The organism is Nocardia sp. CC227C (genome assembly GCF_030767025.1).
GTDB lineage: Bacteria > Actinomycetota > Actinomycetes > Mycobacteriales > Mycobacteriaceae > Nocardia.
In genome coordinates this window covers 21,893-43,089 of the sequence record NZ_JASITE010000028.1, presented here as the reverse complement: position 1 = coordinate 43,089, position 21,197 = coordinate 21,893, and the positions used below count along the sequence as shown (strand labels likewise).

Below are 21,197 nucleotides of genomic sequence, written 5' to 3'. Positions count from 1 at the left end.
TCCTTCTTCATCATCTCGTAGATGCGCTTGCACTCCGGGCAGACCGGGGAGCCGGGCTTGGCGGAACGGGTGACCGGGAAGACCTCGCCGCAGAGGGCCACGACGTGGGTGCCCATGACCGCGCTCTCGGCGATCTTGTCCTTCTTCACGTAGTGGAAGTACTTGGGGATATCGCTGTCGGTGGACTCGTCGGTGGTCTCATCGGGGCGTACCAGGGTGTCTGCGCTCACGGCCTCCATTCTGCCAGGAACCCGGTGCGGGACCACCGCCGTGTGCATTCGCGTGGCGGGGGTGGAAGACTCGGGGGTATGCAGCGTGACGGCGAGACCCCTGATGCCGAGCACGACGGCGACGAGGTTCGCCCCGAGTTCGAGTTCCGGCCGGCCGGTTCCATACCCATGCCGCCCCGGCCTTCGCAGGGCTTCTTCAAGGGTGAGCCGGAGAAGCCGGTGCTCATCACCGAGGCGCAGACATCGCTGGAGCAGCAGCACCGGAACCGGGTACGCCGGTACACGATCCTCATGGGCTTCCGGATTCCCTGCCTGATCCTGGCGGCGGTGGCCTACAGCATGTGGGAGAACTGGGTGATCTCGCTGCTGATCATCGGCGTGTCCATTCCACTGCCGTGGATCGCGGTGCTCGTCGCCAACGACCGCCCGCCCCGCCGCAAGGACGAGCCGAGTCGCTGGGACGAGCGCCGCCGCCAGATCGCCCTGGAATCGGGCCACCACCGCGCCATCGACAGCTGACGGCCGCCCGCCGATGACAGGAGAACGCACGATGGTTCGATGGCTCTGGGTGTTCCTGGACCGTCCCGCCGCCGACTTCGATACCGCGGCCGGCTTCTGGACCACCGTCACCGGAACCCGGCTGTCGGACAAGCGCGGTGACAACGGGGAATTCGTCACGCTGCTCCCGGAATCCGGGACACCCAGCGTGAAGATGCAGGCGGTGGAAAGCCATCCGCGGGTGCACATGGACCTCGATGTCGATGACGTTCCCGCCGCCGTGAAACGTGCCCGCGAATTGGGCGCGACGCTGGTTCTGGAACATCCCGACTACACCGTGCTGAAATCCCCGCACGGAATGACGTTCTGCCTCACACCTTTCGACCGTTCCGCGGGTACCGGCGACACACCGGTGGTCACCGCTCCGGACGGCAGCCGCTCTCGGCTCGACCAGGTGTGCCTGGATATCGGGGCCGCGGACTACGAGGCCGAGAGCCGGTTCTGGGTCGATCTCACCGGCTGGACCCACACCCCGGCCACCCGGCCGGAATTCGACCGCCTGCGCCCGCCGGAAGGCCCGCTCGTGCAGTTCCTCCTGCAACGACTCGACGACGACCGCCCCACCTCGGCGCACGTGGATCTGGCCAGCACCGACACCGAAGCCACCGCGGCCTGGCACGAATCGCTCGGCGCCCGGCGCCTCGGCACCGGCAAGGAATGGATCGTCATGGCCGATCCGAGCGGCCAGCCCTACTGCATCACCGGACGCAAGCCCCGGGAGTGACGTTCCGGGGCCGCCGCGCGATGCGCGATGGTCGCGGTGGCAGAGTTTCGGTCATGCCGACGAATCCGACGACAACGTCGTCCCTGCTCGCCGCACTGGCCCCGGACCTGCGCGTCGCCCTCACCCGCGTCGGCTACGACGCCGACACGCTGCTGGACGTGCTCGGCGACGCGGCGCACTCCGCTCTCGGCCGCTCCGAACCGGTACCGGTGCGCCGGGCAGCCCGCGCCGCCGGGGAGCTCGGTGTGCTCATCCGGCTGCTGCTGCTCGGCGATCCGGTACCCGAGCGGGAGGCCGCCGCGGCGCTGCAGCCGGTCGATATCGATGCCGCGGTCGCCGCCGGACTACTCGACCGCGAGGGCGGCGAGGTCTGGGCGGCCCTGGACCTGCGGCCCCTGGACCTGGGTCACGGCACCCGCTGGATCCTGTCCGATCTGGACGACTCCATGCGGCGGCGGGCCCTGGACACCGACCATGTGCTCGGCGTCGGGCAGGCGTCACTGTCGCTGCTGCGCGCCACCCCGACCGAACCGGTCGGCACCGTCCTCGATCTGGGCACCGGATGCGGCGTGCAGGCCGTTCACGCCGCCGGTTACGGCCGCACCGTCACCGGCACCGACGTGAACCAGCGCGCCCTGTGGCTGGCCGACGCCAATGCCGCCCTCAACGACCTGACCGTCGAACTGCTCGAGGGTTCCTGGTTCGACCCCGTGGCGGGCCGCCGCTTCGACCAGGTGGTCGCCAATCCCCCATTCGTGGTCGGCCCGGCCCGGGTCGAGCACACCTACCGTGATTCCGGGCTGGCGCTGGACGGGGCCAGTCAACTCGTCGTCTCGGGTGCCCCCGCCCTGTTGAATCCGGGCGGCACCGCCGCCATGCTGGCCTCCTGGGTCCATGTCGAGGGCGAGGACTGGCGCGGCCGGGTCGCGCGCTGGCTGCCCGATCACGGGGTGGATGCCTGGATCGTGCAGCGCGATGTGGCCGATCCCGCCCTCTATGTCGGCACCTGGCTGCGCGACGCCGGACTGGATCCGCGCGATCCGGCCGCGCAGGCCCGCGCCGAAGCCTGGCTGGACGCCTTCGCGGCGGCCGAGGTGGAGGGCATCGGTTTCGGCTTCGTCTATCTGCGCGCCATCGACGGCCCGACCGAACTGCTGGCCGAGGACCTCACCCACGGTTTCGACGATCCGCTGGGTCCGGAGGCCGCCCGGTACTTCGAGCGCTCGGCGTGGCTGCGCGCGGTGGCCACCGACCCCGAGGTGGCGTGGTCGTCACGGTTCGAGGTGGATGCCGCGACTGCGCTGGAGCGGGTCGCACTGCCGGGTGCGCACGGCTGGGAGCAGCGGGTGGCGCGGCTGCATCGCGGGGACGGCCCGCGCTGGCAGCACGAGATCGACGACGCCATCGCCGCCCTGCTGGCCGGGATGCGGCCGGACGGTCTGCCGCTGGCCGATCTGGTCGAGCTGCTCGCCTTCGGTGAGTCCGGCGACGCGGCAACCCCGGAGTTCCGGACCGCCGCCCTGCGGGTGGTGCTGGACCTGGTCCGGCACGGCCTGATCCGACCGGTTCGGTAGTTCGGCGAAAAGCACACCTCACGGCGGGTGGTCGCGGGCATTCCCGGGGAATGCGCGGTGACCACCCGCCGTTTCACCTATCGGTTGAGCTGCTCCCTCGAGACCCACGCCACACCACGTCCGTCGGGGAGGTTATTCATCGCGGAAAGCGCCTATCCGGGGGCGTATGCGGAAGTTGGGATCCGGTTACGGCAACCACCCGGAAAACGGCGCGGACCCGTCGGGGGCCGCGTTCCCCGGGCGGACCCTTCTCAGGAACTTCTCAGCCGAAGCGTGATGAAACCGCAGCTCAGATGCGGTTTATCAGGCTCACGGCGGGGAACTTTCCGAATGTCGGGTCCGTTGATCGGAGTGAGACACCACCGACAGGAGGCAAGTCATGACAAGCCCCGCCACCACTGACGTGCGCACCAGCGAACAGGACCTCGACGCCCAGAGCCCCGCCGCCGACCTGGTACGCGTGTACCTGAACGGGATCGGCAAGACGGCGCTGCTGACGGCGGCCGACGAGGTCGAGCTGGCCAAGCGCATCGAGGCGGGCCTCTACGCTCAGCATTTGCTGGAGACCGGCAAACGGCTGTCGGCCACGAAGAAGAGGGATCTCGCGATACTGGTTCGCGAAGGTCAGGCCGCGCGCCAGCATCTGCTCGAAGCCAACCTGCGTCTCGTGGTGTCGCTTGCCAAGCGCTACACCGGTCGCGGTATGCCGCTGCTGGACCTCATCCAGGAGGGCAATCTCGGCCTGATCCGAGCCATGGAGAAGTTCGACTACACCAAGGGCTTCAAGTTCTCCACCTACGCCACCTGGTGGATTCGGCAGGCCATCACCCGCGGTATGGCCGATCAGAGCCGCACCATCCGGCTGCCCGTGCACCTGGTCGAGCAGGTGAACAAGCTGGCCCGGATCAAGCGCGAACTGCATCAGCAGCTGGGACGCGAGGCCACCGACGCCGAACTGGCGCGAGAGTCGGGCATTCCGGTCGAGAAGATCGCCGATCTGCTGGACCACAGCCGCGATCCGGTGAGCCTGGACATGCCGGTCGGCAATGACGAGGAAGCCCCGCTGGGCGACTTCATCGAGGACTCCGAGGCCACCTCCGCCGAGAGCGCCGTCATCGCGGGTCTGCTGCACCGCGACGTGCGCACCGTGCTGGCCACCCTGGACGAGCGCGAACAGCAGGTCATCCGCCTGCGCTACGGCCTCGACGACGGCCAGCCGCGCACCTTGGACCAGATCGGCAAGCTGTTCGGCCTGTCCCGCGAGCGGGTTCGCCAGATAGAGCGTGAGGTCATGTCGAAGCTCCGCAAGGGCGAGCGCGCCGACCGCCTGCGCGCCTACGCGAGCTAGACCCCAGATCGTCGGGCCGTCTTCGAGGCGCCGGTCCGACACCACCGCCGGTCGGTTCCCGCTGCCCACCAACCCCTCGGGGACAGCGTGGACCGACCGGCTCTTGTGGTCACGGTGGTCGGACACCCGACGCGATCAGGGGTCCGGCGGTCGGCTGCTCGCCACCCGACTGCAGGTCCAGAATGTCTTGCCGGGTGGGATCGGCGAGCTACCCGGAGTTGCGCAGGGCGGTCGCCAAGCCGTTCATGGTGAGCAGGATGCCGCGCTCCACGAGTTCGGAATCATCCCCGGCACGGCGGCGGCGCAGCAGTTCCACCTGCATCTGGTTCAGCGGCTCCAGGTAGGGGAAGCGGTTGCGGATGGATTCGGCCAGCGCCGGATTGTCGGCGAGCAACTCGTCGCTGCCGGTGATCGCGGCGTACACCCGCACGGTGCGGGCGTACTCGTCCCGGATCATCCCGAATACGGTGTCGCGCAACGCTTCATCGGGCACGAGTTCGGCATAGGTGGCGGCGATGTCCATATCGGCCTTGGCCATCACCTGCGCCAGATTCGACAGCACCGTCTGGAAGAACGGCCAGCGCCGGTACAGGTCCGACAGGGTGGCCAGCCGCTCCGGGTCGTCGCCGATCCACTGCTCGAACGCCGAGCCGGTGCCGTACCAGCCGGGCAGCATCACCCGCGACTGACTCCAGGCCATCACCCACGGAATGGCCCGCAGATCCGACACCGAATTGGTGGGCTTGCGGGAGGCGGGGCGGCTGCCCAGATTGAGGTCGGCGACCTCCGCGATCGGCGTGGAGGCCCGGAAGTACTCCACGAACCCCGGCGTCTCGTGCACCAGCCGGGCGTAGGCCAGGCGTGCGAGTTCGGCCAGCTCATCGAGCAGCTCGTAGGCCGGTTCGGCGTCCGCGCCGAGCCCCTCCACATCCAGCAGCGTGGATTCGAGGGTGCCCGCCACCAGCGCCTCCAGATTGCGGTAGGCGGTGCCGCGATCGGCGTACTTGGTGGAGATGACCTCGCCCTGCTCGGTGAGCCGCAGCGAACCGCGCACGGCTCCGGCGGGCTGGGCCAGGATCGCGTCGTAGCTGCGGCCGCCGCCGCGACCGACCGTGCCGCCGCGACCGTGGAAGAGCCGCAAGCGGATTCCGGTCTTGCGCGCCGCCTCCACCAGGTCCAGTTCGGCCCGGTACAGCGCCCAGTTGGCGGCGAGGTACCCACCGTCCTTGTTGGAGTCGGAGTAGCCGAGCATGATCTCCTGCCGCATCCCGCGCGCCGCGACCAGCCGCTGATAGGCGGGCACCTCGAGTGCGGCCACCAGGATGTCCGCACCGTGGCGCAGATCGTCGATGGTTTCGAACAGCGGCACCACCCCCACCGGGCTCGACGGCGGCGTCTGCGCGTCGCCCGGGTCGAGAATGCCCGCCTCCTTCAGCAGCAGCGCCGCCTCCAGCATGTCGCTGACCGAGGTGCACATGGAGATGATGTAGTTGGGCACGGTATCCGCGCCAAGGTCGTCGAGGGCCGTACGAGCCGCCCGCACCACGCCGAGTTCCTTGGCGGCCAGCTCACTGAGCCGGGCGTTCGAGCCGACCAGCGGACGGCGGGTGGTGAGTTCGGCGGCCAGCAGCTCCACCCGCTGTGCCTCGTCGAGCGCGGCGTAGTCGGAATGCACTCCGGCCCAGGCGAACAACTCGGCCACCACCTGCTCGTGCACTTCCGAGTTCTGCCGCATGTCCAGGCCCTGGAGGTGGAATCCGAAGGTCTCCACCGCGTTTCGCAGCGCGGCGAGGCGGTCGTCGGCGAGCAGCCCGTCGCCGGAGGCGCGCATGGAGGCGTCCACCACGCACAGCTCGTCGAGGAACTCACGCGGCCCGCTGTACGGGCGCGCGCCGACATCGATACCGTCGGTGGGGATTTCGCCGAGCGACCGCTGCGCGGTGGCGCTGAGCCGGGCGCGGATGCCGCGCAGGGCGCGCCGGTAGGGTTCGTCGGCGCGCTGCGGCGAATCGTCGTAGCCCTCGTCGGCGAGCGCGGCCAGGGCCGGGGTGACCGGCACCAGCCGCGCCGATTGCGAGAGCTGCTTCTCCAGATCCACCAGTGCGGTGAGGTAGTTGCCGAAGGCCACCGCTCCCGCGCGATGCGTGGCCCGATGCACCACCTCGGCGGTGACGTTCGGATTGCCGTCCCGGTCGCCGCCGATCCAGGAGCCCGGCCGCAGGATGGGCCGGGTCAGCAGCTCCTGTTCGGGCCAGCGCGCCCGCAGTGCCTGCCGCAGTTCGGCGTTGATGCGCGGGATCACATCGAAGAGGGTGAGGTCATAGTAGCGCAGGCCGACCTCGATCTCGTCCTGAATCCGCAAGCGCGCCAGGCGGATCAGCGCGGTACGCCAGAGCAGCAGCACCTGGCGGCGGATATCGGCCTCGAGGGCGGCGTACTCGGGTTCGGACTCGGCGTAGCGCTGCCGCCGCCGCATGAGTTCGGTGATGCGCGACTGCACATCGAACACGGTGCGGCGCCGGGTCTCGGTGGGGTGCGCGGTGATGACCGGCGAGACCAGCGCGTCGTGCAGCAGTTCGGCGGCCATATCGGCGTCGGGCCGGGCGGCGTCGAGCTTGCGGTAGGTGGCGGCGAGGCTGGAGTCCTGCGGCGGTTCCCCGGCCGCCATGTGCACGGCGCGGCGGCGGTCGCGCTGTAGGTCCTCGGCGAGGTTGGCCAGCAGCAGGAAATGGCTGAAGGCGCGTATGAGCGGTATGGCGGTGTGAATGTCCACATCGCGGACCATGTCGGCGACGGCGCGGCGCTCCACCTCCGAACGCCGGACCCGGAACGCCTCCACCCGCACCCGCTCGATGAGGTCGAAGACATCCGACCCCTCGTGGTCGTGGATGGTGTCGCCGAGGATCCCGCCGAGGAACCGGATGTCGTCGCGCAGCGGCGCGGTGGCAGTTTCGATCCGATCTTCCCGCATGGAATGAATTCTGCCCGTTCTCGCCGCGGGAGGCGGACCGGGCATCCCTTCGGCTATCGCCCGACGTACGCTCTCACGACTCGTCGACCTGCACGTCGTAGTTGACAGTATCGCCGTCGGTGCCGGTCACGGTCACCGTCAACCCGAGCGTGTCGGCACCCGCGGTCAGCGTGCAACGCATGGTGGTGCCCTCCTTCCCGCGCAGGTCGCCGGGGCAGTCGATGGCGTCGGGGGCGACGCCCACCTGGTCGGTGAGCGTATGCTTGATCGAATTCTCGAGTTCGGCCTCCTCTACGACGGGGCTGCCGCCGATCGAGACCGAACACGCGGAAGCGGCGAGAGCGAAGCCGAGGACGAGCGCGGAGGCGGACAGCGCGCGGGCGGATCGACGGCGGGCCGAGAGCAAAACGGGCATGTCGGAAGTATCGCCGCCGACCCCCCTGTCGTTTACGCCAAACGGCGGGGACCGATATCGAATCGGCTCGGCTCCGGACCGATGCGGACCCGGCCGTAGAGCACCGCCGCGCCCTCCGGGGAGGCGAGGACCGGTTCGCACAGCAGCTCCCGCACCTCCGGCAGGTCGTCGCAGAGCGCCGAGATGCGCTGGGCGATCGCGGCGAGGGCGGCGCGGTCGACCGGCTTGTCGATGGTGCGCCCGCCCACGGTGCCCGACAGCAGCGGGGCGGCTCGCGGGGCGTCGATGAGCTCCGCGGACTCGGCCTCGGTGAGCGGCAGCGCCCGGTACACGCGGTCACCGAGCAGGTCGATGATGGTGCCGGACAGGCCGAAGCTGATCACCGACCCGAAGGACGGGTCGTCCTGCACGCGGAAGGTGCAGCCGACGCCCTTGGTGGCCATGCGCTGGATGTGCACCACCGGATTGCCGGAGACCTCCGCGAGGTCGGTGTAGCCGCGCCGCACCGCGTCGGGCCGCCACAGGTCCAGCCGCACTCCGGTGAGGTCGGGCCGGTTGCGCCACAGTTCGCCGGTCGCCTTGGCCGCCACCGGGTAGCCGAGCTCCTCGGCGGCGGCCGCGGCGGCATCGGCGTCGAGCACCTCCCGGAATTCGACGATGCGGATGCCGTAGCAGGCCAGCAGGTCCACGGCTTCCAGATCGGTGAGCCAGCGGCCGTCGTCCGCCGCCATCCACCCGGCCACCAGGTCGCGGGCGCGGGTGGTGTCGAGGCCATCGGGCCGCGCCACCGGGGACACCGGCCGGGCCACCCAGTCGGCGTAGCGCCGCACCCGGGCCAGCGCCCGCGCCGCCCGCTCCGGATCGGCGTAGGACGGGATGGAGCCGCGTTCCACCGAACCGCCCGGCCCTCGGGTGGCGAGCAGATTGGGCATGCCCTGATCGGCGACGAAGGTGGTGAGCACCGGTGTGGCCGGATCGGCTTGCGCACCGGATCGGATGGCCTCGGCGTAGGCGGCGACGCCGGTGGCGACCGGCGGTGAGTAGACGACGATGACCGCGTCCACCTCGCCGTCGCCGACGGCGGCGGCCACGGCGGTGAGATAGTCGGCCGGGCTCGCCTGCGGTCCCAGATCCGTGGGTTCGCCGACCTCGAGGCCCTCGCCGCGGGCGGCGTCGACGGCCAGCCAGGCGAGGGCGGCGCTGTTGCCGATCACCGCGAGCCGCTTCCCCGCGGGCAGCGGCTGATAGCCGAGCAGCATGGCGCAGTCGAACAGTTCGGCGATGGAGTCGACCTGGATGATGCCCGCCTGCGCGAACAGGTTGCGCACCAGCGACCGGTCCAGATCCCGCTCCCCCTCGGCCTGCGCCACATTGCGGCCGCTGTTCACCGCGACCACGGGTTTGCCGCGGGCCACCCGACGGGCGATGCGGGAGAACTTGCGCGGATTGCCGAAGGTTTCCAGATACAGCAGCACCACATCGGTATCCGGGTCGCTGTCCCAGTACTGGAGCAGATCGTTGCCGGAGACGTCGGCGCGGTTGCCGGCCGAGACGAAGGTGGACAGGCCCAGCTGCCGGGCCGCGGCCTCCGCCAGAATGGCCCCGCCGAGTGGACCGGACTGGCAGAAGAACCCGATCCGCCCGCGGCCGGGCAGGACGGGGGCGAGGGTGGCGTTGAGCGCGATGGCCGGATCGGTATTGGCGATGCCGAGGGCGCTCGGGCCGACCACCCGCATACCGTGCGCGCGGGCCGCGTCGACCAGGCTGCGTTCGGCGGCGTAGCCGCGCGGGCCGGTCTCGGAGAATCCGGCGGTCAGCACCACCAGCCCCTTGACGCCCTTGGCCATGCAGTCGTCGAGCACGGAATCGATCTCGGCGGCGGGTACCGCGATCACGGCCAGGTCGACCTCGTCGGGGATATCGCGGACGGTCGCGTACGCCCGCACCCCGCGCACGGCGGCGCGTTGGCGATTGACCGGGAAGACCGGTCCTTGGAAGGCGCTCGACAGCAGATTGGCCAGCACCGCGCCGCCCACCCGCCCGGTGGAGGGTGTCGCGCCGATGACGGCGACGGACCTGGGCGACAGCAGATTGCCCACACTGCGCGCCTCGGAGGCCCGTTCCCGGGAGTCGCGCACCGACAGCAGCGCCTCGGTGGGGTCGATGGCGAATTCCAGGTGCAGGACCGATCCGTCCCGGTTGCGCTGCACCTGGTACCCGGCGTCCCGGAACACCTGCACCATGGCGTTGTTCTCGGCCAGCACCTCGGCCACGAAGATGTCGATGTCGTGTTCGGCCGCCGCGCCCGCCAGATGCTCGAGCAGGATCGACCCGAGTCCGCGCCCCTGATGCCCGTCGGCGACCACGAAGGCCACCTCGGCGGCCCGCGGCGCGCCGCGCCCGGCCAGATACTCGTATCGGCCCACCGCGATGATCTCCTCGCCCAGCTCGATCACCAGCCCGACCCGGTCGTGGTAGTCCACGTGGGTGGTGCGGTACAGATCCTTCGGCGTCATCCGCGGGTACGGCCCGAAGTACCGCAGATAGCGCGTGCGATCCGACAGCCCCGCGTGGAACCGCTGCATGGGCTCCGCGTCCTCGGGGGTGATGGGGCGCAGCCGCACCACGCCGCCGTCGGAGGCGAGCACGTCGGCGAACCAGTGCTCCGGCGGTGGCGGCGGTGTGGCGGGAGTCCCCGGGCTGTCGGGGAACGGCGGCGCGGCGGCGGGCGGCCGTTCGGCCGGTGCCGACGACGCGTCGCCGTCGGCGGGTCTGCCGCTCGCGGCGCGATCGCCCGGCGGTGGCGGTGTCGCCGGATCGGTGGGGTCAGTCACGGGGATCCTCCGGATCCAGGCCGAGCAGTCCGAAAGTCGCTCGGCGTGTTGCCAATACGGATGTGTCGAGGGCGCGACGGGCCCGGTCGACGCGTTCGTCACCGGTCTCCCGGCCGCCGCCGGGGCCGTCCCAGCGTTCGAAGCCGATGTCGGCGCCGTCGCCCATGGTGGCGGGCGGCGCGATATTCGGCGCGTACGCGGCGGCGGCCGCGGCCCACTCGGCGGGGACCGGGGTGGCCGGGTCGATATCGCGGTCCAGGGCGGCGGCCAGCAGGTGCGTCCAGGCGCGCGGCACCACCCGGATCAGCCCGTAGCCGCCCCCGCCGATGGCCAGCCACCGGCCCTCGGCGTAGCGGTCGGCCAGTTCGCGCATGGCCAGGAAGGCCGCCCGCTGCCCGTCCACCGACAGCTCCAGGTCGGCGAGCGGGTCCTCGCGGTGGGTGTCGACCCCGCATTGGCTCACCACGATCTGCGGCCGGAAGGCGGCCAGCGCACCGGGCACCACCGCGTGGAAGCCCCGCAGCCACAGCGCGTCCCGCGTGCCGGGCATGATCGCCAGGTTCACCGCGGTGCCCTCCGCCTTGCCCGCGCCGGTTTCCTCGGCCCAGCCGGTATTCGGCCACAGTGTCGCCGGGTGCTGATGGATGGACACGGTCAGCACGCGCGGGTCGTCGTAGAAGGCCCGCTGCACCCCGTCGCCGTGGTGGACGTCGACGTCCACGTAGGCGATGCGGTCGAAACCGTTGTCCAGCAGCCACGAAATCGCCACCGCCACATCGTTGTACACGCAGAACCCGGCCGCCGAATCCGGCATGGCGTGGTGCATGCCGCCGCCGATGCTCACCGCGCGGCGGGTGCGGCCGGCGGCGATCTCCCGGGCCGCGGCCAGCGTCCCGCCGACGATGACCGAGGCCGCCTCGTGCATATGCGGGAACACCGGGTTGTCGGGGGAACCGAGCCCGTGGGGCGGGGCCAGCGGCTGCCCGTCCGGTTGTCGAGCGTGCTTGACCGCCTCGATGTAGTCGTGGGTGTGCACGCGCAGCAGATCGCCCTCGGTGGCCGCCGCCGGTGCGAGCGCCTCCACCCCGTCGAACAGCCCGAGGCTCTCGGCCAGCGCCATGGTGAACCGCAGCCGCGCCGGACGCATCGGATGCTCCGGCGTCCACATGTAGTCCAGGAAACGGTCGGTCCAGACGACGGTGCCGTCGCTGCGCGGTGGGCCAGGCATACCTGCCACGCTAATGCGTCACGGCGCTTCGTAGGCTCTGGACACCGCGCATCACCGAACCCGCAGGGAACACGCAGCGCGCCCTGGGTGTTGACAGTGCGTTCGCGAAATAAGCTGTCGCCCGGTGCAGCCGCCGCGCATGGGTAGAATTCGTGCACGACGAAGGGGTTAAACAGGTGAAGGATCTGGTCGACACCACGGAGATGTACCTCCGTACCATCTACGACCTCGAGGAGGAGGGCGTCACGCCCTTGCGTGCGCGTATCGCCGAGCGCCTCGAACAGAGCGGGCCCACGGTCAGTCAGACGGTGGCGCGTATGGAGCGCGACGGACTGCTGACCGTCGCGGGTGATCGCCATCTCGAATTGACGGAGAAGGGCCGGGCCATGGCGGTCGCGGTGATGCGCAAGCACCGGCTGGCCGAGCGGCTGCTGGTCGACATCATCGGCCTGGACTGGCAGAACGTGCACGCCGAGGCGTGCCGCTGGGAGCACGTGATGAGCGAGGAGGTGGAGCGCCGCCTGGTCGAGGTGCTCAACCACCCAACCACCTCGCCGTACGGCAACCCGATTCCGGGTCTGGACGAGCTGGGCGTCACCGCCTCCTCGAATGCCGAGGAGAAGCTGGTCCGGCTCTCGGACCTGCCCGCCGGGCAGTCCGCGGCGGTGGTGGTGCGACGGCTCTCCGAGCACATCCAGACCGATCCGGAGATCATCAACCAGCTGCGGGAGGCGGGCGTGGTGCCCGACGCCCGCGTGAATGTCGAGACCAAGCCGGGCGCGGTGGTCATCCTGGTGCCCGGCCACGCCGGTTTCGAGCTCTCCGACGATATGGCCCACGCCGTCCAGGTGAAGTTGGTCTGAGGCGTGAAACTTCTGGTCACGGGCGGCGCGGGCTATGTCGGCGGCGTCTGCGCGCAGGTCCTGCTCGAGGACGGCCACGAGGTGGTCGTGGTGGATGACGTCTCGACCGGCAATGCCGACGGGGTGCCCACCGGCGCCAAGTTCGTGGAGGGCGATATCGCCACGGTCGGCGTGGAGCTGGTCGCCGCCGAGAATTTCGACGGAGTGCTGCATTTCGCGGCGCAGTCGCTGGTCGGCGAATCGGTGCAGCAACCGGAGAAGTACTGGCACGGCAATGTGGTGAAGACCCTCGCCCTGCTGGAGGCCATGCGCGCCGCCGGAACCCCGCGCCTGGTGTTCTCCTCCACCGCCGCCGTGTACGGCGAGCCGGAGCAGGTGCCGATCGTGGAGGATGCGCCGACCCGCCCGACCAACCCCTACGGTGCGTCGAAGCTGTCCATCGACTACGCCATCACCTCCTACGCGGCGGCGCACGGGCTGGCGGCGACCAGCCTGCGGTACTTCAACGTGGCGGGCGCGTACGCGGGTCTGGGCGAGAACCGCGTCGTGGAAACCCATCTCATCCCCCTCGTCCTGCAGACGGCGCTGGGCCACCGCGAATCCATCTCGGTCTTCGGCACCGACTACCCCACCGCCGACGGCACCGCGGTGCGCGACTACATCCACATCCGCGATCTCGCCCAGGCGCATCTGCTGGCGCTGGCCCGGTCGCAATCCGGTGTGCACCGCATCTTCAATCTCGGCAGCGGCACCGGTTTCTCGGTGCGCGAAGTGATTTCGGCCTGCGAGCGCGTCACCGGCCTGCCCATCCGCGCGATCGACGCCCCCCGGCGCGCCGGTGACCCGGCGGTGCTGATCGCCTCCAGCGAACGCGCGGTCACCGAACTCGGCTGGCGTCCGCAACACACCGAGCTGGATGAGATCGTGGCCGACGCCTGGTCCTACATCCGGTCCCTCGGCGACCGCGCGCACAGCGCGCGCCGCTAGCCTGCCTGTTCGCCGACTCCTTCCGTCCCAGCCCCGTCCGCCGCGGGCGGGGCTGCGGCGGCCGTTCACCGGGGCGGTCACGACAGCTCCGGGCCGAGGTCGACACCGAGGATCGCGGCGGCCTCGCGACCGGTCTCGGCGATGCGGCGCAGCTGGGTCGGGCGCAGGCCGTTTCGCAGCGCCGTCTCCAGCAGGCGGGCCATGGTGTGGTCCGGGTCGGAGGCCAGGGCCGCTTCCAGCGCGACCCCGGCCAGCGGACCGTCGCCGCGCACATAGGCGCAGTAACCGAGCAGTGCGGCCGCCTCGGCCCGGTCCGGGTCGGGCAGAGCGCGGGCGAGGTGGATCCACAGTGTTTCGGCGGCAGCGGCGTGGTCACCGGGGGCGAGCGCGAACATGACGTCCCGCACCACCGGATTGCGCAGGGCCACCGCGAGTTCCGCGAGCTCGGCCGGATGCAGTCGCGCGCCGGATTCGATATTCGCGATCTGCCACAGCACCTTGCGCAGCGCGGTGCGCGTGTAGACCTCCGATTCGCCCCGCCGCGCGGCGGCGGCGAGCCGAGCCTGCGCCGCGGCGACCACCGACTCCAGCACCGCCTCGACCGCGGCACGGGCATCGGTGTCGACGGCCACCACGGCGGCCAGTTCGGCGCGTGATCCCCGCAGCGGGCGGCCGTCGAGCACCTGCCGGAAGGTCACCGGCGAATCGGCCGGGGCCCGTTGCGCACCGGTGTCCGCCGGCTCCGGAACGCTCCACCACGGCCGACCGGCTTCGAATCCGGCAATGGCCCACGTGCCGGTCAGCGCGACGCCGGCAGCCGCGAGCCGAGCGGCGAGCAGATCGTTCAGCTCCCGATGCCGCCGTGCGCGCACTCCCCGGTGGCGCGCATCCGGCACGGTGGCGCGGTCGTCCACGATCAGGGCCAGCGCCGCGACGGCCCGCTGCCGCACGCAGATATCGGCGAGTTGATCCAGCACGGCCCGCGCCGCCGCCCGTCCCGCCACATCGGTGTCCACCCGCACCACCACATCCACCGCCGCGGTATCCGCCCGCCCCGCCTCCGCCCGCAGCACCGCCAGCACCAGCGACCGTGCGGGCACGAATCCGAGCATGGCGGGCACCGCCGCGATGAACTCCCCCGGTTCGCGCAGATGCTGCTGCGGCACATCGGCATTCCCGAACGACGCGGCACTTCGCGCCGACGCGGCGCTCGCGGCCGCCGCCGTCGTCTCCGATGCTGTCGTCTCCGATGCTGTTGGCTCCGACGACGACGCCACGGTGGCATCCACGCCGCGCCCGGATGTCTCGCCGCCCTCGACCGGCGGCGGGTCGTCGTCCTCCAGTGGATCCGGTGGTGGCAGCCAGCGTTCCGTACCGAAGTCGTCAGGTGGGAAGGTGTTGCCGCCCGCGCAGGCGCGGCGGCCGCGGTGGCGAGGTATGCGCGCGGGTTCGCAGTAGCGGTAGCGCGGGGCGTCCCCCGGTGGCGGTGTGGGCAGGGGTTCGGTGGAATTCGTCATGTCCTCCACGATGCGCGGCCGTACCGGTCGCGCCGGAATGCCGACCTGGGCTTTCGACAGGTCTGTGAACAACCGCTCCCGGCTGTGTGGAAAGGGCGCGAATCGGCTCGCGCCGACCACTTTTCGTCGGTGCCCACTGCTACCGTTCGATCCCGGCCTCCGGGTGGCGGGCGATCGGCGGCCCAGGATCGCGAAAAATCTGAATGCGTAGCGTTTCATTTTGCCCGACCCGCCGCCGTCGCGCTGTTACAGTCCGCCTCGACACCATCGGCTCGGTGTCGGAAGGAAGAACGCATCAGCAATGAAGAGAAGTACTTTCGGCGGCCTCGCGGTCGCCGTGGCGAGCGCCGCCGTACCGGCGCTGCTGGCACCGACGGCGGCGGCGGACACCGAGAACATCCGCGTCGACGCCCGCGTATCCGGTGAGACCTGCGGGACCTCCGGTGGCTGCATCATCCGCGTCCGAACCGTCGGCGAGAACCGGCTCGACGAGGTCGCCGTCACCGTCAACGGCACCGTCGTCGGGTACGCCTGGCCGGTGCAGGATCAATGGGATCCGCACCGCGGCTCCGCCGAAGTCGTCTGGAATCCCAGCGAACCCGGCAGCTACCACATCGTGGCCCAGCAGGGCGTCTCCTCGGGTGTCATCACCTACGACATCAAGGCCCCGGGCGGCACCGGGTCCTTCGGCGGCTTGCTCCCCTCCGGTTCGGCGGGCTGAAGAAGAGGGATCACATGACGAGAACACGTACCGGGCTCGGCGCGACCACCGCGCTGCTCGCCCTGACCGCACCGTTCGCCCTGGCGGGCTCCGCGGCGGCGGATATCGAGGACATCAGCATCACCGGTGTGGACGAGCGCCCGTGCTCGGTCGCGGCGGGCTGCCTCATCCAGGTGACCGTGACCCAGTTCGAGGCGGTGGACTTCCTCGTCAACAACACGGCCATCGGCACCGCCACACCGCAGCGCACCAACTCCGGCCTGATCACCGCCACGCTGCAGTGGCGGCCGGAAGCCTCGGGCACCTACACGGTGGGCGCGCGGCAGGCCCGGAACACCTCGACCATCGTCTACACCGTCACCCAGCACGCCTCCGGGTGCGGCTGGCTCCCCACCGGCTCGGCCTCCGGGTCGGCTGGCACCGGCTCGGCCTCCGGATCCGTCGATAGCGGCTCGGCCGGAAGCGGTTCCGCGGGTTCGGGTTCCGCGGGCAGCGGCTCGGCCAGCGGTTCGGCCTGCTGACCCGTCAGCCCCTGCGCACCTTGCTCACCGCGGTGGTGAACAGCGAGTCGAGGGCCTCGCCGTCGAGACTGTCGTCGCCGAAGGTCATATAGGTCACATTGATTCGCACATCGCCGACCTGGCCGAGCAGGGTGCGCATGATGCGGGTGGTCCCGGGATCGCCCGCCTCCGATCGGACGGTGCGCCGCAGCGCCACCGTCTCGTCGGCGTCCAGCGGTGGCGGCGGCAGCAGTTCGGTGGTGACGGTGGCCGACGTGCCGCTCTGCGTCGCGCGCACGGTGCCGCAGCGTTCGAGCTGCTGCCGCAGGGTACCCAGGGTGTGGTCGGTGCGCACCAGTTCCACGGTGAGGGTGGCGCGGGTGGCGTCGTCGGTGCCGACCGACACCGCGGGTTCGGACACCGGCGGCACCGGCACGCAGTCCTCCGGATCGACCCGCGCGCCCGGCAGAATTCCGTCGAGGTCGTGCGCGGCCTGCTCGGCGGTGTCCGGCGGCAACTCCACCGCCGCGTACGGCGCGGGAAACTGCGACGGATTCGGCAGCAGCCGTGCCAGTTCCGAGACCGCGGCCGTCGAGTTCGGCCCGGACGAGGACCGCGGGTGCCCGGAGATGGTGGTCCCGCAGGCGGCGAGCGCACAGCCCAGGGCCACGACACCCAGCAGGACACCCAGCAGCGTGGACAGACGGCGCCCGGTCGACGTGCGGCGGCGCACCACGGACACTGGAGGCTGCCGCGGGCACGGCGAATCCGGCACGATCACCCGTCCACTATGCCGAATTTCCGCTGTTCATCCGTGATGCCACGCCGGAAACAGGTGTGACCGCGAGCGGTATGGGAATGCGTTCCACCGTCGGGCGTGTTGCACAGCAGATGCGGGCTCGCACCCACGGGGCGCGGGCACGCGAGGGCATGAGGGACAATGGTGATGGTCCCAGTATCGCCCGTCAGGCGAATGAACCGCGGCACGCGCCGCCGAGTTCCGCCGGACCGGACAGCTGGAGACCATGCAGAAGGGATGAAGCGATGGACTACGAGTCGAGCATGTACGAGTTGGAGTTCCCCGCGCCGCAGTTGTCCTCCGCTGACGGCGCGGGTCCGGTGCTGGTGCACGGGCTGGAGGGTTTCACCGACGCCGGTCACGCCGTCCGCCTGGCCACCACGCATCTGCGGGAGAGCCTGGAGACGGAGTTGGTCGCCTCGTTCGATATGGACGAACTGCTCGACTACCGCTCGCGCCGACCGCTCATGATGTTCAAGACCGACCACTTCTCCGACTACACCGAGCCGGAGCTGAACCTGTGGGCGCTCAAGGACACTCAGGGCACACCGTTCCTGCTGCTGGCCGGTCTGGAGCCGGATCTGCGGTGGGAGAAGTTCGTGACCGCGGTGCGGCTGCTGGCCGAGCAGCTGGGCGTGCGCCGCACCATCGGCCTGAGCGCGATCCCCATGGCGATCCCGCACACCCGCCCACTCGGGATGACCGCGCACGCCAGCGACCGCGACCTCATCGGCGATCATCAGCGCTGGCCGGGCGAGTTGCAGGTGCCGGGCAGCGCCTCGTCGCTGCTGGAGTACCGCATGGCCCAGCACGGCCACGAATCGGTCGGCTTCTCGGTGCACGTGCCGCACTATCTGACCCAGACCGCCTATCCGGAGGCCGCGCAGACGCTGCTGGAGAACGTCGCCGAGAACGCCGGACTGGAGCTGCCCCTGGCGGCGCTCACCGAGCAGGCGGCCCGGGTGCGTGAGCAGGTCAATGAGCACATCGCGGGCAATTCCGAGGTCGAAACCGTGGTGGCGGCCCTGGAACGCCAGTACGACAGCTTCGTCACCGCCCAGGAACGCCAGTCCAGCCTGCTGGCCAGCGAGAGCGACCTGCCCACCGGCGAGGAGCTGGGTGCGGAATTCGAACGCTTCCTCGCCGAACAGTCCGGTTTCGGCGACGACGAGCACGGGCGGCCCTGACTCGCGGGGATGCCGGACAACTACCCGCCGGAGCGAAGCGGAGGCAATCGAACGCAGTAACGTAGGTGGGCGTGCAGCTATCCGAACTCGTCCCCGACCGTGCCGTATCCGACGTCGATACCGAGTGGCTGTATGAGACCTTCGTCGACTGGACCCTCGAGCAGGGTCTGACGCTGTATCCGGCGCAGGAGGAGGCGCTGCTCGAGCTGTTCACCGGCTCGAACGTCATTCTGGCCACCCCCACCGGCTCCGGGAAGTCGATGGTCGCGCTCGGCGCGCACTTCGCCGCGCTCAACCGCGGTCAGCGCAGCTATTACACCGCCCCGATCAAGGCATTGGTCAGCGAGAAGTTCTTCGCGCTGTGCGAGGTGTTCGGGGCGGACCGGGTCGGCATGGTGACCGGGGACGCGGCGGTGAATCCGGATGCGCCGATCATCTGCGCGACGGCGGAGATCCTGGCCAACCTGGCGCTGCGGGAAGGCGCGGACGCTCCGGTGGGCCAGGTCGTCATGGACGAATTCCACTACTACTCCGACCCGGATCGCGGGTGGGCGTGGCAGGTGCCGCTGATCGAGCTGCCCGGGGTCCAGTTCCTGCTGATGTCGGCCACCCTGGGCGAGGTCGACTTCTTCGCCCGGGATCTGAAGCGCCGCACCGGCCGCGACACCGCCGTCGTCTCCGGCTCGGAACGCCCGGTGCCGCTGAGCTTTTCCTACGTGCGCACCCCGATCACCGAAACCCTCGAGGATCTGGTGACCACCAGCCTCGCCCCGGTGTACGTGGTGCATTTCACCCAGGCGGCGGCGATCGAGCGGGCGCAGGCCCTGATGAGCGTGAACTTCGCCAGCAAGGCGGAGAAGGAGGCCATCGCCGCGGCCCTCGGCGATTTCCGGTTCGCCACCGGCTTCGGCAAATCACTGTCCCGCTTCATCCGCCACGGCATCGGCGTCCATCACGCGGGCATGCTGCCCAAGTACCGCCGGCTGGTGGAGAAGCTGGCCCAGGACGGGCTGCTGAAGGTGGTCTGCGGTACCGATACGCTGGGCGTCGGCATCAATGTGCCCATTCGCACCGTGCTGCTGACCGGTCTCACCAAGTACGACGGTGTGCGCACCCGCCGCCTCAACGCCCGCGAGTTCCATCAGATCGCGGGCCGCGCCGGCCGCGCCGGCTACGACACCATGGGCACCGTGGTGGTACAGGCACCCGAGCACGAGGTGGAGAACGCCCGCCTCGTCGCCAAGGCCGGTGACGATCCCAAGAAGCTGAAGAAGGTCCAGAAACGCAAACCGCCGGAGGGTTTCGTGTCCTGGTCGGAGGACACCTTCGACCGCCTGGTCGGGGCCACCCCGGAACCGATGGTGTCGCGTTTCAGCGTCACCAATGCCATGCTGCTGAACGTGATCGCCCGCAAGGGCAACTGCTTCGACGCCATGCGGCATCTGCTGGAGGAGAACCACGAGCCGCGCCCGGCGCAGCGGCGGCACATTCTGCGCGCCATCCGCCTCTACCGCGCGCTGCGGGACGCGGGTGTGGTGCAGCAACTCGACGAACCCGACGAATTCGGCCGCCGCGCCCGCCTCACCGTGGATCTGCAGCGTGATTTCGCCCTCGATCAGCCGCTGTCACCGTTCGCGCTGGCCGCGCTGGAGCTGCTGGACTCCGACTCCCCCACCTACACCCTCGATGTCATCTCGCTCATCGAGGCGACCCTGGAGGACCCGCGCCAGCTGCTCATGGCCCAGCAGCACAAGGCGCGCGGTGCGGCGGTGGCGGAGATGAAGGCCGACGGCATCGAATACGAGGAGCGCATGGAACTCCTGGAGGAGGTGACCTGGCCCAAACCGCTCGCCGACCTGATCGAACCCGCCTTCGAGACCTACAAGGGCGGCCACCCGTGGGTGTCGGAGTTCGAGCCGTCGCCGAAGTCGGTGGTGCGGGAGATGATCGAACGCTCCATGACGTTCGCCGAACTGGTGTCCACCTACGAGCTGGCCCGCTCCGAGGGCGTGGTGCTGCGCTATCTCGCCGACGCCTACCGGGCGCTGCGCCGCACGGTGCCCGAACAGGCCCGCACCGAGGAACTCGACGACATCACCGAATGGCTGGGCGAGCTGGTGCGCCAGGTCGACTCCAGCCTGCTCGACGAGTGGGAGCAACTCACCAATCCGGGGGCGGAGAGCGATACCGAGGAAGTGGCGTTCGGCGCGGAGACACCCCGGCCGATCTCCGCCAACGAGCGCTCCTTCCGGGTGCTGGTGCGCAATGCCATGTTCCGGCGGGTGGAGCTGGCGGCGCTGCGCCGCTGGGACGCCCTCGACGAGCTGGGCGACGGCCTGGACTGGGAGCGCGAACTCGCGCCCTACTACGGCGAGTACGGCGAGATCGGCATCGGGCCGAACGCGCGCGGCCCGAAGCTGTTCCAGATCGAGCAGCGGCCGGGGTTCTGGCATGTGCGTCAGGTGCTGGACGATCCGGCCGGTGACCACGGGTGGGCGGTCGAGACCGTGGTGGATCTGGCGGAATCGGATGCCGCCGGTGAAGTGGTATTCGACGAAGTCACGATCGCGGCGGGCTGACCGCCGCGCTACCTTCCCGGCGCTTCGCGCTGGCTATTTCTTCATACTCCCGTAAGACGCCGGGACCCGCCGGCCCCTCCGTCCGGCGGTACGGTGACGAAGACGACCCGGTATCCGGTTCGTTTTCTGAGGCCAACCGCGTGTATCGTCGCGCACTGTTGC

The 21,197-nt window shown here is 70.2% G+C and carries 17 protein-coding genes; 10 read left to right on the top strand and 7 right to left on the bottom strand.

Features of this window, described 5'->3' with window-relative positions; translation table 11 throughout:
• On the bottom strand, window positions 1-239 hold a 239-nt coding region (locus QMO76_RS34330; RefSeq protein WP_372342137.1), incomplete at its 3' end, for a DUF3039 domain-containing protein.
• Window positions 240-398: 159 nt separating this feature from the next.
• On the opposite strand from QMO76_RS34330, the gene QMO76_RS34325 reads away from it, so the two are divergent.
• From QMO76_RS34325 to QMO76_RS34310, 4 genes are all read left to right on the top strand, one after another.
• A complete protein-coding gene (locus QMO76_RS34325; protein ID WP_306365543.1) occupies window positions 399-749 on the top strand; it encodes a DUF3099 domain-containing protein in 351 nt (116 codons plus the stop codon).
• Window positions 750-780: 31 nt separating this feature from the next.
• Window positions 781-1,512: a VOC family protein gene (locus QMO76_RS34320; protein WP_306365539.1), complete on the top strand. Its 732-nt coding sequence runs from the start codon at window positions 781-783 to the stop codon at window positions 1,510-1,512.
• A 53-nt stretch (window positions 1,513-1,565) separates the two neighbouring features.
• Complete coding sequence (locus tag QMO76_RS34315; protein WP_306365538.1) at window positions 1,566-3,086, top strand: methyltransferase; 1,521 nt, start codon at window positions 1,566-1,568, stop codon at window positions 3,084-3,086.
• 379 nt (window positions 3,087-3,465) lie between these two features.
• Window positions 3,466-4,434 carry a sigma-70 family RNA polymerase sigma factor gene (locus QMO76_RS34310; protein ID WP_306365537.1) on the top strand — a complete coding sequence of 323 codons (969 nt, stop codon included), beginning with the start codon at window positions 3,466-3,468 and terminating at the stop codon, window positions 4,432-4,434.
• A gap of 208 nt (window positions 4,435-4,642) precedes the next feature.
• Here QMO76_RS34310 and ppc read toward each other — a convergent pair whose 3' ends face one another.
• The 4 genes from ppc to QMO76_RS34290 form a co-directional block, all read right to left on the bottom strand.
• On the bottom strand, window positions 4,643-7,405 hold the full coding sequence (gene ppc, locus QMO76_RS34305; protein WP_306365536.1) for a phosphoenolpyruvate carboxylase: 2,763 nt from the start codon (window positions 7,403-7,405) through the stop codon (window positions 4,643-4,645).
• Window positions 7,406-7,478: 73 nt separating this feature from the next.
• Window positions 7,479-7,820 (bottom strand): DUF4333 domain-containing protein, encoded by a 342-nt coding sequence (locus tag QMO76_RS34300; protein ID WP_306365535.1) that lies wholly within the window; start codon window positions 7,818-7,820, stop codon window positions 7,479-7,481.
• A 32-nt stretch (window positions 7,821-7,852) separates the two neighbouring features.
• Window positions 7,853-10,654: a GNAT family N-acetyltransferase gene (locus QMO76_RS34295; RefSeq protein WP_372342136.1), complete on the bottom strand. Its 2,802-nt coding sequence runs from the start codon at window positions 10,652-10,654 to the stop codon at window positions 7,853-7,855.
• Complete coding sequence (locus QMO76_RS34290; protein WP_306365534.1) at window positions 10,647-11,882, bottom strand: acetoin utilization protein AcuC; 1,236 nt, start codon at window positions 11,880-11,882, stop codon at window positions 10,647-10,649. The genes QMO76_RS34295 and QMO76_RS34290 overlap by 8 nt, the downstream gene beginning before the upstream one ends.
• Before the next feature lie 176 nt (window positions 11,883-12,058).
• Between QMO76_RS34290 and QMO76_RS34285 the strand changes: the two genes are divergently transcribed.
• Complete coding sequence (locus QMO76_RS34285) at window positions 12,059-12,745, top strand: metal-dependent transcriptional regulator (RefSeq protein WP_306365533.1); 687 nt, start codon at window positions 12,059-12,061, stop codon at window positions 12,743-12,745.
• Window positions 12,746-12,748: 3 nt separating this feature from the next.
• Window positions 12,749-13,732 (top strand): UDP-glucose 4-epimerase GalE, encoded by a 984-nt coding sequence (gene galE, locus QMO76_RS34280; RefSeq protein WP_306365532.1) that lies wholly within the window; start codon window positions 12,749-12,751, stop codon window positions 13,730-13,732.
• A gap of 77 nt (window positions 13,733-13,809) precedes the next feature.
• Here galE and QMO76_RS34275 read toward each other — a convergent pair whose 3' ends face one another.
• A complete protein-coding gene (locus tag QMO76_RS34275) occupies window positions 13,810-15,249 on the bottom strand; it encodes a DUF4192 domain-containing protein (RefSeq protein WP_306365531.1) in 1,440 nt (479 codons plus the stop codon).
• A 301-nt stretch (window positions 15,250-15,550) separates the two neighbouring features.
• Between QMO76_RS34275 and QMO76_RS34270 the strand changes: the two genes are divergently transcribed.
• Together QMO76_RS34270 and QMO76_RS34265 are read left to right on the top strand one after the other, a co-directional pair.
• Entirely contained in the window at window positions 15,551-15,970 is a 420-nt protein-coding gene (locus QMO76_RS34270; protein ID WP_306365530.1) for a hypothetical protein, read from the top strand.
• A 14-nt stretch (window positions 15,971-15,984) separates the two neighbouring features.
• A complete protein-coding gene (locus QMO76_RS34265) occupies window positions 15,985-16,491 on the top strand; it encodes a hypothetical protein (RefSeq protein WP_306365529.1) in 507 nt (168 codons plus the stop codon).
• A gap of 4 nt (window positions 16,492-16,495) precedes the next feature.
• Here QMO76_RS34265 and QMO76_RS34260 read toward each other — a convergent pair whose 3' ends face one another.
• The gene (locus QMO76_RS34260; RefSeq protein WP_306365528.1) at window positions 16,496-17,203 is read right to left on the bottom strand and encodes a DUF5642 family protein; all 708 of its coding nucleotides are present in this window, start codon (window positions 17,201-17,203) and stop codon (window positions 16,496-16,498) included.
• A gap of 311 nt (window positions 17,204-17,514) precedes the next feature.
• Between QMO76_RS34260 and QMO76_RS34255 the strand changes: the two genes are divergently transcribed.
• Complete coding sequence (locus QMO76_RS34255; RefSeq protein ID WP_306365527.1) at window positions 17,515-18,456, top strand: PAC2 family protein; 942 nt, start codon at window positions 17,515-17,517, stop codon at window positions 18,454-18,456.
• A 71-nt stretch (window positions 18,457-18,527) separates the two neighbouring features.
• Entirely contained in the window at window positions 18,528-21,035 is a 2,508-nt protein-coding gene (locus tag QMO76_RS34250; protein ID WP_306365526.1) for an RNA helicase, read from the top strand.
• Window positions 21,036-21,197 lie beyond the last annotated feature (162 nt).